This is a genomic window from Companilactobacillus heilongjiangensis (assembly GCF_000831645.3).
GTDB lineage: Bacteria > Bacillota > Bacilli > Lactobacillales > Lactobacillaceae > Companilactobacillus > Companilactobacillus heilongjiangensis.
On the sequence record NZ_CP012559.1, the window covers coordinates 1,661,934 to 1,674,769 of the forward strand.

Annotated in this window: 9 protein-coding genes, 2 tRNA genes, 1 riboswitch and 1 other annotated feature; of the genes, 4 read left to right on the forward strand and 7 right to left on the reverse strand. The window is 38.3% G+C overall.

Annotated elements, in window-relative coordinates:
* Positions 1 to 34: 34 nt before the first annotated feature.
* Positions 35 to 2,449, reverse strand: coding sequence for a leucine--tRNA ligase (gene leuS, locus JP39_RS07590; protein ID WP_041501576.1), 2,415 nt, complete (start codon positions 2,447 to 2,449; stop codon positions 35 to 37).
* A gap of 43 nt (positions 2,450 to 2,492) precedes the next feature.
* Positions 2,493 to 2,708, reverse strand: a binding site (T-box leader).
* Positions 2,705 to 3,958, reverse strand: coding sequence for a glucosaminidase domain-containing protein (locus JP39_RS12830; RefSeq protein ID WP_053085051.1), 1,254 nt, complete (start codon positions 3,956 to 3,958; stop codon positions 2,705 to 2,707). (Overlaps the previous feature by 4 nt.)
* An 80-nt stretch (positions 3,959 to 4,038) precedes the next feature.
* Between JP39_RS12830 and JP39_RS07600 the strand changes: the two genes are divergently transcribed.
* The gene (locus JP39_RS07600) at positions 4,039 to 4,689 is read left to right on the forward strand and encodes a phosphatase PAP2 family protein (protein WP_041501577.1); all 651 of its coding nucleotides are present in this window, start codon (positions 4,039 to 4,041) and stop codon (positions 4,687 to 4,689) included.
* On the opposite strand, the gene JP39_RS07605 is transcribed toward JP39_RS07600, so the two are convergent.
* Both JP39_RS07605 and metK read right to left on the reverse strand, forming a co-directional pair.
* A complete protein-coding gene (locus JP39_RS07605) occupies positions 4,636 to 6,111 on the reverse strand; it encodes an MDR family MFS transporter (RefSeq protein ID WP_041501578.1) in 1,476 nt (491 codons plus the stop codon). The genes JP39_RS07600 and JP39_RS07605 overlap by 54 nt on opposite strands.
* A gap of 74 nt (positions 6,112 to 6,185) precedes the next feature.
* Positions 6,186 to 7,379 (reverse strand): methionine adenosyltransferase, encoded by a 1,194-nt coding sequence (metK, locus tag JP39_RS07610; RefSeq protein ID WP_041501579.1) that lies wholly within the window; start codon positions 7,377 to 7,379, stop codon positions 6,186 to 6,188.
* A riboswitch (SMK box riboswitch) is annotated at positions 7,377 to 7,454 on the reverse strand. Its footprint overlaps the gene before it by 3 nt.
* A gap of 92 nt (positions 7,455 to 7,546) precedes the next feature.
* On the opposite strand from metK, the gene JP39_RS07615 reads away from it, so the two are divergent.
* The gene (locus JP39_RS07615) at positions 7,547 to 8,221 is read left to right on the forward strand and encodes a hypothetical protein (protein ID WP_041501580.1); all 675 of its coding nucleotides are present in this window, start codon (positions 7,547 to 7,549) and stop codon (positions 8,219 to 8,221) included.
* 390 nt (positions 8,222 to 8,611) lie between these two features.
* The gene (locus tag JP39_RS07620; RefSeq protein ID WP_041501690.1) at positions 8,612 to 9,640 is read left to right on the forward strand and encodes an IS30 family transposase; all 1,029 of its coding nucleotides are present in this window, start codon (positions 8,612 to 8,614) and stop codon (positions 9,638 to 9,640) included.
* 386 nt (positions 9,641 to 10,026) lie between these two features.
* Here JP39_RS07620 and JP39_RS07625 read toward each other — a convergent pair.
* Together JP39_RS07625 and JP39_RS07630 are read right to left on the reverse strand one after the other, a co-directional pair.
* A tRNA-Val gene (locus JP39_RS07625) sits at positions 10,027 to 10,099 on the reverse strand.
* A gap of 5 nt (positions 10,100 to 10,104) precedes the next feature.
* Positions 10,105 to 10,176 (reverse strand) — tRNA-Glu (locus JP39_RS07630).
* Positions 10,177 to 10,307: 131 nt separating this feature from the next.
* On the opposite strand from JP39_RS07630, the gene JP39_RS07635 reads away from it, so the two are divergent.
* Positions 10,308 to 10,925, forward strand: a complete 618-nt coding sequence (locus JP39_RS07635) for a DNA-3-methyladenine glycosylase (RefSeq protein ID WP_245626374.1) — start codon at positions 10,308 to 10,310, stop codon at positions 10,923 to 10,925.
* Here the strand turns inward: JP39_RS07635 and JP39_RS07640 are convergent.
* Positions 10,920 to 12,719, reverse strand: coding sequence for a heavy metal translocating P-type ATPase (locus tag JP39_RS07640; RefSeq protein ID WP_041501542.1), 1,800 nt, complete (start codon positions 12,717 to 12,719; stop codon positions 10,920 to 10,922). The genes JP39_RS07635 and JP39_RS07640 overlap by 6 nt on opposite strands.
* Between the last annotated feature and the right edge of the window lie 117 nt (positions 12,720 to 12,836).

The window sequence follows — 12,836 nt, forward strand, 5'->3', positions numbered from 1 at the left end:
CCGGAAAAATTTCCGAAGTCTTTTTTATTTGTCATTATTTAACTACGATATTAACAATCTTGTTAGGGATAACAATCACCTTAACGATGTTCTTACCTTCGATAAATTTTTGAACTTTTTCATCTGTTGTAGCAAGTTTTTCAAGATCATCTTTTGAAGTTCCGTTAGCAACTTCAACCTTATCTCTCAACTTACCATTAACTTGCACGATGATTTCAACTGTGTCAGAAACAAGTTTTGCTTCATCATAAGTTGGCCATTTAGCATAAGAAATTGATTCTGTGTGACCAAACTTACTCCATAGCTCTTCCATCATGTGTGGTGCGATTGGAGCCAACAATTGAACTAATCCTTCAGCGTAAGCCTTTGGCATTGTATCAACCTTGTGTGCTTCATTTACGAAGACCATCATTTGTGAAATTGCAGTGTTAAAGTGCAATGCATCGTAATCTTCAGTAACTTTCTTAACTGTCTCATTATAAACTTTATCAAGTTTACCATCGTTTGAATCAGTCAAGTAGCCATCTTTCAATGTACTGTAGTCATCGTCGTTGATAAATAGGTTCCAGACACGGTCCAAGAACTTGTATGCACCTGACAAGCCATTTTCTGACCAAGCAATTGACGCATCCAAAGGACCCATGAACATTTCGTAAACTCTCAACGTATCGGCACCATATTGTTCAACTACATCGTCAGGGTTAACAACGTTACCCTTTGATTTAGACATCTTTTCATGACCTTTACCAAGAATCATACCTTGGTTAAATAGCTTTTGGAAAGGTTCCTTTGTTGGAACAACGCCCAAATCATACAATACCTTGTGCCAGAATCTGGCATATAGCAAGTGAAGCACGGCATGTTCTGCACCACCGATATATAGATCAACTGGTAGCCATTGCTTCAATAGATCGTAATCAGCTAGTGCTTTGTCATTATTAGGATCGATATATCTCAAGTAATACCATGATGAACCGGCCCATTGTGGCATTGTGTTAGTTTCACGACGACCTTTACGACCGTTCTTATCAACCACATTAACCCAATCAGTTAGGTTAGCTAGTGGACTCTCACCAGTACCTGAAGGCTTGATATTAGTATCTTCAGGCAATTTAAGTGGCAATTCATCTTCTGGAACAAGTGAAGTTGTACCATCTTCCCAGTGAATGACAGGAATTGGTTCACCCCAGTATCTTTGACGTGAGAAGACCCAATCACGGAGACGGTAGTTAACTTTCTTTTCACCGAAACCTTTGTCTTCCATATATTCGATTGCACGTTCAATCGCATCAGCTTTGTTCAAACCGTTCAAGAAATCGGAATTGATATGCTTGCCATCTTCCGTTATAACGCCGTTATCAAGGTCACCTTCAATAACTTGAGTCATTGGTAGATCAAACTTCTTAGCAAAAGCATAGTCACGTTCATCATGTGCAGGAACAGCCATAACGGCACCTGTACCATAAGTTACAAGAACATAGTCTGAAATCCAGATTGGAAGTTTCTTGCCATTAACTGGGTTGATTGCGTAAGCACCAGTGAAGACACCAGTCTTTTCGTCATTCAAATCAGTTCTATCAAGATCTGACTTGTGAGAAATTTCTTCCTTGTAAGCTTCAACAGCAGCTTTTTGTTCAGGAGTTGTAATCTTCTCAACAAGTTTGTGTTCTGGTGCCAAAGTCATGTATTCAACACCGAAGATTGTATCAGGTCTAGTTGTAAAGACGTTGATCTTGTCATCTGTGCCGGCTACATCAAAAGTAACTTGAGCTCCAACAGAACGGCCAATCCAATTTCTTTGCATTTCTTTGATATTTTCAGGCCAATCAATATCATCAAGGTCATCGAGCAATCTGTCAGCGTAAGCTGTGATTTTTAACATCCATTGACGCATTGGTTTTCTAACAACTGGGAAACCACCACGTTCCGTCTTACCATCAATGATTTCCTCGTTGGCAACAACAGTACCCAAATCAGGTGACCAGTTAACCAATGTTTCTGACTCGTAAGCCAAACCCTTTTTGTACATTTGTTCGAAAATCCACTGTGTCCATTTGTAGAACTTAGGATCAGTTGTTTGAACTTCACGTTCCCAATCATATGAGAACCCTAGTGAATTGATTTGACGCTTAAAGTTTTGAATATTCTTTTCAGTAAATTCAGCAGGATTGTGACCTGTGTTCAAAGCATATTGTTCTGCAGGCAATCCAAAAGCATCAAAGCCCATTGGATGCAATACGTTGTAACCTTCAGCACGTTTCATTCTAGCAATAATATCTGTAGCTGTGTAACCTTCTGGATGTCCAACGTGAAGACCTTGGCCTGATGGATATGGGAACATATCTAAGGCATAAAAGTTCTTCTTGTTTGGATCCTCAGTTGTTTTAAAAGTATTATTTTCTTTCCAATACTTTTGCCATTTCTTTTCTACGGTATTGTGATTGTACATGTTTCTCCTCCTATACAAAAAAAGTCCTATGATTATAAATTAATCATAGGACGAGTTATCGCGTTACCACCTAAGTTCCGCACCACAAAATAAGTACGACTCTCAAAATCCTTAACGAGGATTATTCGTAGTCACTTACTAAAGGTTCGGCAACTATTATCAGTGGACGAGTTCGAAAATAAAATTCTACGCATTCACATCCCCATGCGCTTTCTGAAAAGAAATTTTATTATCTACTACTTCCGTGTTTATATCTTATACCATTAATGTTTGTCCGACAACCAATAAATCAGAATTTAAATCATTTAATTGACGAACGTTATCAACAGTTGTTCCAGCTTTTGAAGCGATAGAGTCAATCGTATCACCGCTTTTAACGGTTACTGACATACTCTTTTGATTGCTTGAATCACTATCATTTGAGCTGTAATCATTTTGGACATTGATTGATGATGAGTCAGATGAATCATTTTCTGATGGGACAAACTTCTTCACGCCATCACGTTCATCTTGAACCATAACTGGTGCTTGTTGACTGCCGTAAGCATCCCCAACATTGCCAGTATCAGTTGTATTTGAAGTCCTATTAGCCAAGTTAGTTACTGCCAATGGTTGACCGTTAGCGCCAATTACTTGCGTAATCGTCAAAGTCTTACCCGGATAAATATAATTATCAGTCTTCAAATTATTCAAACTCATCAACGTATCAGTTGTCATGTTAAACTTATCGGCAATTGATTGTAATGTGTCGCCTTGGGCAACTGTATAAGTTTGGTCCTTATCAGTGGCAGCAGTATCGTATTGCGTTAAATTGTATTTTTCAATAACACTATTCAACTTATCAGCATATGTTGTATCGGTAGCATAACGGCCAGTCAAATACTTAGTAGCATCTTTATATGATGCGGTATTACTCTTCCAAGTACCAGCATAAATTTGTGAATTGCCTGAAGTTCCACCACGAAGCAATGAAACATAATCTTCAAGTGATTCCTTATATGAAGGATACTTTCTGAAGTCAGAGCTAATCGAGTAAAGACTACCTGTACCGTCGTCTTCTTGTGTACCCATATTAACAGAGGCGCCTTTATAATCTCCCTTAATACCAAAAAGATTATAATTAGGTGCAGTAGCTAGTCCACTTGTACCCCAGCCACTTTCAACCATTGCTTGCGCAATCATTACTGAAGCGTAGAGATCGTTATTTGCGGCCAACTTACGAGCTGAATTACCAATGTAGTCAACAAATTGTTGATCACCAACACCAGTCGAAGTAACTGGAGCAGCAATCGCAGAATTTTGATTCAACAAATTATTAACAGACAATGCTTCGGCTTTAACAGGTGTCGGAGCAGAAATATTAGTAATCTCTGCCACCGCAGCACCAACAAACATGCTTGATCCTAAAATCGTCATATTTTTGCGTAAGTTTGCGTTCTTACTTCTTTTATTATTTAATCTAGTCAAACGACTATCTTCGATTTTGCGTTCATGACGTGTCATAACCATAAATATCTGCTCTCCCTCAAAATCTTTATACTTTATTATATTTCTTAACAAAAACTTAAACAATAGAGAGATCAAAAAATATGAAAATATCTAAAAAAATATCCATCTTTAATGTGTTTTTACTGTTGCTTTTTGTCTTCTGGACCATTAATGTTTCACAACACACTAATCTCATCAAAAATTTCGATACAGCCTTGATTAGTCAAATTTATCATCACAATACTCTGACACTTGGCATCTTTCGGTTCATAACGAGTATCGGTGACACTTTTGCGACTATCGTTGTAACCGCAATTATTTTTCTACTTTTAATTGTTAAAAAATATCATTATGCAGCGATTTTTTTAGTGCTGAACAAAGTAGTCATTTCCGGAACTAACAGCATCATTAAAACTATTATTGACCGTCCACGCCCAAGTCATCATCATTTTGTTTATGCTGGTGGCTACAGCTTTCCCAGTGGACACTCGGCTAGTTCATTTGCGTTATACATTTCGGTTTTGATTATCAGTCTCTATATTTTCAAAAAACTCAGCTTAAAGATTGTTATCAGTGCCATTTGTATTGCTATGGTACTGCTGATTGGATACAGTCGTATCTTTCTAGGAGTTCACTACCCTAGCGACGTTTTCGGTGGCTATCTTTTGGCAGCTACTATCATAACTTTCAATACTCTATTATTTAGAGCCAAGAATCTTTCGGTTCTTCAGCTCAAAGGCGTTAAGAATTAGACCCACTATTAATAATACAAGAGTAGCGACGTAGATATTATGCAATCCTGAAAAAAGAATTTGTCTCATTTTGGGTAAAAGCTGATGTGGCAAGGAGTTAGCGGTCTGTGGATCAATCAATTTATTCATCATATCGACCGTAATATGCTTGTTTCCGGCAGCACCTTTTGCTAAAGCTGTATTTAAAACGATTCCGTAAACTGAAACCATCATTGATTGACCAATAGTTCTCAATAAAGTATTGAAACTTGTGGCAACTCCGACATTCTCCGGTTCAACAACAGTCTGTGATGTAACGGTAGTTGTCGTGATTGTTAGACCAAAACCAAGTCCAGCGATTCCGGCTAACATGCAGAAGTACCAGAACGGTGTTGTTGGTCCAGCAGCTAATAATAATGCATTAGCAATGGCTAAGAAGAATAGACTGATATAAATGACTCGATTGGGAGCCATTTTTTTTATCAATGAACCAGCCCAGAATGATCCAAAAATCCAAACGATTGAACTTGGTGTAACGGCGAATCCACCCATTGATGGACTCAAACCTAGAATACCTTGCATCCAAGTTGGAATATAAGCTTCGAATCCAATCAAGAAGCCACTGACCAACAAAGCTAAAACATTTTGAATAACGAAAGTTTTATTCTTAAATAATTCCAAAGGTAAAATTGGATCAGCAACATGTTTTTCAACATGAATAAAGACAAATATCGAAATAATTGAAACTAAAACTAAACCAATTGGCAAAACCATTGCGCTAGTACCAATATTTTGTAATGCCAGCATCAATGGCAACAATACTAAAATCAACATGATAGTTCCCATGTAGTCAATTCTAATTTTCTCATGCTCTCGTTTGTCTTCTTTAAAGAAGATCCAAATCAAAGCCATCGTCAATAAACCAACTGGTAAATTGATTAAGAAAACCCAGTGCCAGCTCAAGCGTTCAACGATAAATCCACCTAATAACGGTGCTATAACGGCAGCAATCCCCCACGCTGAACCGTTTAAGCCCAGGATACGAGCACGTTTTTCCAATGGATATATATCCGCAATAATCGTAAATGTTAACGGTTGGATTGCTCCAGAACCGATACCTTGGATTACACGCGCCAAGATTAACGTCAACATTGAATTCGACATCGCACACAAAGTCGAACCAATGACGAAGATCACTAAACCAATCAATAGAACTGGTTTACGACCGACTATATCTGATAATTTTCCATAAATTGGTGTCGCTACGGCAGTCATCAGCAGATAAACTGAGAAGACCCAGTTCATCAAACTGACCCCATGTAGACTCCCGATAATTGTCGGCATCGCAGTCGAAACGATAGTTCCCTCAATTGCCGTCATGAATGTCGCAATAAATACCGCAATCGTGACGATTACAACATTTGACTGATTTTTTTGTTCCATTAAATAATTCCTCCCATAAAAAAAGAGACCTTCCCTAAAGTAAAAACTTTAAAGAACGCCTCTGTAATCACCGATTAAATTTTCAAGAAACTCTTAATATCATTAACTTTATCAAGTTTTTCCCATGGTAAATCGATATCTGTACGTCCGAAGTGGCCATATGCGGCCGTCTTCTTATAGATTGGTCTTTGTAGATCAAGCATTTTAATGATACCTAGTGGACGTAGGTCGAAGAACTTGTTGATAACTTCCTCAAGTTGTTCTTCGGAATAATCACTAGTACCAAATGTATCAACGTGAATTGACACAGGTTTTGCCACACCGATAGCGTAAGCAATTTGAATCTCAACCTTTTCAGCTACACCAGCAGCTACAAGGTTTTTAGCAATGTATCTGGCAGCGTAACTAGCTGAACGGTCAACTTTAGTAGCATCCTTACCTGAGAAGGCACCACCACCGTGACGAGCAAAACCACCGTATGTATCAACGATAACTTTACGTCCTGTAAGTCCGGAATCTCCTTCTGGACCACCGATAACGAAACGACCAGTAGGATTAATTAAAATCTTTGTCTTGTCGTCCATCATGTTTGCTGGGACAACTTCATCGATAACATATTTCTTGATATCTTTTTGAACTTGTTCCAAACTTGCTTCAGCTTTGTGCTGTGTACTCAAAACAATTGTATCGACACGAACTGGATGATCATTTTCATCATATTCAATTGTGACTTGTGACTTAGCGTCCGGCATCAAGTAGTCGATAGTACCGTTCTTTCTAACTTCGGCCGTCTTTCTCATCAACTTGTGAGCGAGAGAAATTGGCAATGGCATGAATTCTTTAGTTTCATTTGTAGCGAAACCGAAAACAAAACCTTGATCTCCGGCACCGATTTGATCCAATGGATCCTTATCGTCGTTACCACGTTCTTCCAATGCATCGTCAACACCCTGAGCAATATCAGGAGATTGTTCATCTAGTGCAACTAATACGGCACAACTATTACCATTGAAGCCTGGGTTTGAACCATCATAGCCAATATCGGTAATTGTTTTACGTACGACACTTTGAATATCAACATATGCAGAAGTTGAAATTTCACCTACAACTAGTACTAAACCAGTTGTAACAGTTGTCTCGCAGGCAACACGCGCATCTTTATCCTTTGCTAAAATAGCATCGAGAATTGCATCACTTATTTGATCAGCAACTTTATCTGGATGTCCTTCTGAAACTGATTCAGAAGTAAATAAATAATTTTTTGACATATCTTTTCCACCTTTTCGGTTACAGGGCCTCTCCTTAAACAAAAAAAGGATCCCATCAGGAACCTTTTAATAGGTTAACACAAAATTAATTCATTTTCATGAAAAAACTCGGTTTGACGTGCAACTTTTTCTACATTAATATGTTTTTATGAGCCAAAGGAGTTCACATGGATAAATTAAAATCTAAAAAAATATTATCAGCCTTTATTGAATTCATTAGCTACCATATTTTTCCGTTTATCTTCATTTTCGTCCACGATTTGAATAATTACTCACTACACGGATTTTTAATCATCATGGTGGCGATGGTAGCTTTATATAAGGAATACATTTTAACGTTGAATCCCAATAAGTACTTCCATATTTTATACAGTGTCATCTATATATTATTGGCTGCGCTGTCGTTGCATTCACTGAATCTTTTCGTAATAGTTTTAGTCTTTGCACAATTAGCTTTCCTATATATGACAAGATATTTACCAGATAAATATCAAAACTTGGTTTCATTAGTGGAAGATTTCGTTGTTCCAAGTTTCATGTCAATAGCTTTAGCCTTCACTTACATGCACTTTATTTCGGTAAACTTTGTTGTCCCACTATTGTTGGTCAATCTAGCGACCGTGTTGATCAATTACTTTGAAGGAACTAAAGCTGATTACATCGAATTAGCAGTTATTTCAGGTCTTTGTGTGATTTTATTCCTGCTAAATTACATCAGCCTGTGGACAGCCTTAGCAATCATCGTATTTATAGTTGCGATGTCATTATTGAAAAAATATAAAAATTTCAACCAGTCGAATCTTTTTTATCGAGTTATTGGCAATTTGATTCTTGTTGTTTAGCTCCGGGTACAAAAAAAGATGAAGTCTGCTGTGCGACCGACTTGAGCCAAGGTCTCAAGTCTCGATTTTGAACTTCGAGAAAATCACTCGAATTTCAAAATACGTCGGTATTGTAATGGCTAAAGCCATAACAATACTTGCACTGCGGACTTCATCTTTTTTGTACCCTCCGCCTTTTTTGTATTGGGCAGTGGATTAGTTTAACTAATGGATATTTCTCATTTCCTTAAATTCAACTAAAATCCATATATATATTAAAAGAAAAAAATCGGCGAATTTTATAATCAAGTTAGCCACTTTCAATAAAAGCTCAAAATAAAAACACCAAGACGAAAAAATCAGGTATCATTGGAGTTCCTACACAAACAATGAAAGAGGTTTTTCGTCTTGATGCAAGAAAATGATACCATAATACGACCTAAGGGACACCATTTAACTGAAATTGAACGTGGTGAAATAGCTTCGCTTCACCTTTTGGGATTCTCAAATCGTAAGATTGCTCACGCCGTTGGCGTTTGCCCTCAAACTATTAATAATGAGATCCGCAGAGGGACCGTAAGACAGGTTAAAAAGGTTAATGGGAAACAATATTTCTCTAATGATTATTACCCTGATACCGCTCAATTACGTTATGACACGCTGCGTAAGCAGTGTCATCGACCTTCTAAGTTTAATCGAGTTAAACAATTCCTAAGCTACTTTGTAGAACAGTTCAAACAGGGGTGGTCTCCAGATATAATCGCAGGTAGATCACGTGTCGATGGGTTATTCTTTAAAGATGAAATGGTATCAACTACCACTCTTTATAAGTACATCGATGAACAACGTTTAGAGATACGTAATATAGACTTAACCGACAAAATGAATAGATCTACCAAGCTACACGTTTCGAAGAAACATAAGCGTCTATTGGGTAGAAGTATCGAGGAACGTCCTGAGAGCGTTGACTTGCGAGAAGATTTTGGTGACTTTGAAATTGATACTATCGTTGGTAAGAGAAATGGTCACGAGAGCGTAGTCTTAACACTTATTGAGCGTAAATCCAGATTCGAGATAATGCGACTTATTGACGGTAGAGATGCCGACTCTGTTGATTACGCTATGGAAGAGATCAAACATAATTACGGTCACATTATCAACTCGATAACCGCAGATAATGGTCCTGAATTTGCTAATCTCGATTCTGTTATGTCTGGAGTTTCAGATGTTTATTTTGCACATCCATATACTTCCTCAGAAAGAGGAACCAATGAAGCACATAATAGAATGATTCGTCGTGACTTGCCCAAAGGGCTGTCACTCGATTCTATTGCTCCAGATTTAGTATCCTCTATTGAATCAAAGCTCAATGATATGCCTAGAAAGTTGTTGAACTACAAAACTCCACGGGAACTATTCACTAGTTTCTGTGGAGTTTAGAAATGCACTTTTCTGGCACTGATATATTTCGTATTTATTTTTTGGACAAGTGGCTAACTTGTTCTTGTAATTTTCGAAAGAAAAAAATCCATACAAAAGTGCTTTAACATCAATTAAAATTGAAGTTAACAATAAACTTAGCCTCCGGTTGTCAGAAATATAGTCTGCAATGGAGGCGGCGTTACAGCTTTAGCCGTTACACCACGGGACGAGCTTGGAGACTTGCGGTTTTTGCAAGGCTTCAAGTCGAGGTTCGAGACCGCTCTTCGGCTCGGACCGGTCCCCATAGCAGAACTATATTTCTGACAACCGAAGGCGGCAAATATATATACAAAGACATAAAAAAACACCTAACAATTAAGTTAGATGTTTAAGCGCTTTTGGTATGGAGGATACAGGGATCGAACCTGTGACCTCCTGCTTGTAAGGCAGATGCTCTCCCAGCTGAGCTAATCCTCCAAAAGTGACTCCTACGGGATTTGAACCCATGTTACCGCCGTGAAAGGGCGGTGTCTTAACCACTTGACCAAGGAGTCATAAATATTTAATTGATATATTGCTCTCTCAAGCACAAGAAATATAATACAATAATAATAAAGGTGTAGCAAGCTTTTTTTTACATTTTTTCGAACTTTTTTTAAAAACAGGAGGATAATGAACTTTGAACGTGCAAAAATACTTTGAAACCGGTAAAACTATGGACTTGGCCCAAGATATGCTTGGACATACTTTTACTTACAAATCTGACGAAGGTACCTTCTCAGGCTTAATCGTTGAGACTGAAGCCTACTTGGGACCAATCGATATGGCGGCCCACAGTTACAATGGTCGTCACACCCCTGCCAATGATCCACTCTACCAAGCCGGTGGAACAATTTACATTTATTCAATTCACAGTTGGCTTGATATGGATATTAGCATTCAAACAGCTGGCACTCCAAACGGCATTCTTATTCGCGCTCTGCAACCAATTGAGGGTATTGAGCAAATGGAAGTCAATCGTAATAGAACTGGCTTTGAGACGACTAACGGGCCTGCTAAATGGATGGCGGCCTTTGGCATCAAAGATAAATCACTCTCTGGCACTAAGTTGAATGAAAATAATTTCATTTTTTCAGCAAAAAAAGTCCAGACTCCCCAAAACATTTTAGCAACACCACGTATTGGTGTGAAAAATAAGGAGCCATGGACTTCGAAAAATATGCGTTTTATTGTTGAAGGTAATCCTTATGTTTCAAAATTACCAAAACGTGATATGAATCTTGACACTTACGGTTGGCTATAAACGGTCGCTACGAGCACGCAAGGCATAAAGGATTGCTACGGTATCGACAACTTCTTGGAGCAATGCCCCGATAACGGTTGGGATTAGTCCAAAGGCAGCAATGATCATCAAAGCAATACAGATGAATATACCGATCAAGACGGCTTCACGAGCTACTTTCATCGTATCGTGAGCAATTTTAACGACTAGACTCACCTTGCTGAGGTCATCTTGTAAAATAACCGCATCGGCGGATTCACTGGCGGCGTTGGCACCCTTGTAACCCATTGCGATACCGACATCCGCTAAAGCTAAGGCAGGCGCATCATTGACACCATCCCCGACCATAACAGTTGGGTGATATTCTTTACTTAAACCGTTGATAATCTTAACTTTATCAGCTGGTAAACTCGAAGGATAAGCCTTCGTAATACCTACTTCTGAAGCGACCATTTCGGTGGCTTCTTTTTTGTCCCCAGAAATCATTAAGATATTTTTGATACCGAAATCTTTTAACTTCTGAATAGTTGATTTAGATTCCGGACGAATTTGATCCAACAAGCTGTAAACACCGGCATATTTGCCATCAATTGAAATGTAAACTCCTGAGCCTTTAACTTCATCAACTACTTCATTGGTAACAAACTCACCTTGACCAACTTTAACTACATGTCCGTCAATCGTACCAACAATACCTTCGGCTGTAACTTCCTTCAAATCTTCGGCATCTGTCAATGTTAAATTACGTTCTTTGGCATAATTAACAATCGCTTCAGCCATGACATGACTAGAATTTTGCTCAATCGAAGCAGCATAAGCCATAACAGTTTCTGGCTTAAAATTATTAGCTGCTTTAAATTGATCAACAACTAATTTTCCCATTGTGATCGTACCTGTTTTGTCAAAGGCAACTGTCTGAGCAGAGTTCAATTTTTCCAAAGCGGTCCCAGATTTAATAATGATACCGTTTCTACTTGTACGACTCATACCTGAGACAAAAGCAATTGGTGCTGCCAAAATCAATGGACAAGGTGAAGCAACAACTAATACTTGCGCAATTCTAATCGGATCTTTGGAAACGTACCATGCGATACCCGCAATAATGTAGGCAATCAAAGTAAAGGGTACGGCATAACGGTCAGCTAAACGAACAAAATGTGCTGGATGTGTTTCTGATTCTTTAACTAATTTAACGATAGCTTGATATTCAGAATCAGCAGCGACTTTATCAGCTGTAATCTTGAACGGATTTTCACCATTGATGGAGCCTGACATGACATACTTACCTTTTGCTACATTAACTGGAACGGATTCACCAGTCAGTGATGATTCATCAACTTCTGATTGGCCGTCAAAAACCGTCCCATCAACTGGAACTTGTTCTTTCGGACGAATTAAGAGTTCATCACCGATTTTTACATCATCAATATCAACATCCTTAATATGCCCGTTATCAATCATATGAGCTTTCGATGGCGTATTATCTAGCAAAGACTTCAATTCACTCTTAGCCTTGTTAGCGGCATACTCCTCAAGCGTATCTCCACCAGTCAGCATCAATAGAACAATCCAACCAGCCCAATATTGACCAAGGCTGATAGTTGCCACGATGGCGGTAATTGCCAACAAATCGATACCAAAGTTACCCGACTTGAGAACTTTGATCATGTCAACAAACATAATTAACGCCAATAATAAACCAAGGATACTAATAATCAGTTGGGCATAACCGTTTAAATGAAATCCGAATTCCAAAACGGCTGCGATAAAACCAATTGTTAACGTTCCATATAATTTAATCTTGTCTGAGTTCATAAAAACACAACCCTCCCAAATATAATCCTTCTTTTACCCTGATTATACATTCTTTAGTTACGAAAGTGAACCTTCATCTGGAATCATTCTCATTTAAATATCATTTCAAATAAACGC

What these genes read in the sequence shown, in the direction of transcription:
- JP39_RS07605 (WP_041501578.1), bottom strand. Translation starts at nt 6,111, where the DNA reads ATGGAACAAAAAAATCAGTCAAATGTTGTAATCGTCACGATTGCGGTA.
- leuS (WP_041501576.1), bottom strand. Translation starts at nt 2,449, where the DNA reads ATGTACAATCACAATACCGTAGAAAAGAAATGGCAAAAGTATTGGAAA.
- JP39_RS07620 (WP_041501690.1), top strand. Translation starts at nt 8,612, where the DNA reads ATGCAAGAAAATGATACCATAATACGACCTAAGGGACACCATTTAACT.
- JP39_RS12830 (WP_053085051.1), bottom strand. Translation starts at nt 3,958, where the DNA reads ATGGTTATGACACGTCATGAACGCAAAATCGAAGATAGTCGTTTGACT.
- JP39_RS07640 (WP_041501542.1), bottom strand. Translation starts at nt 12,719, where the DNA reads ATGAACTCAGACAAGATTAAATTATATGGAACGTTAACAATTGGTTTT.
- metK (WP_041501579.1), bottom strand. Translation starts at nt 7,379, where the DNA reads ATGTCAAAAAATTATTTATTTACTTCTGAATCAGTTTCAGAAGGACAT.
- JP39_RS07600 (WP_041501577.1), top strand. Translation starts at nt 4,039, where the DNA reads ATGAAAATATCTAAAAAAATATCCATCTTTAATGTGTTTTTACTGTTG.
- JP39_RS07615 (WP_041501580.1), top strand. Translation starts at nt 7,547, where the DNA reads ATGGATAAATTAAAATCTAAAAAAATATTATCAGCCTTTATTGAATTC.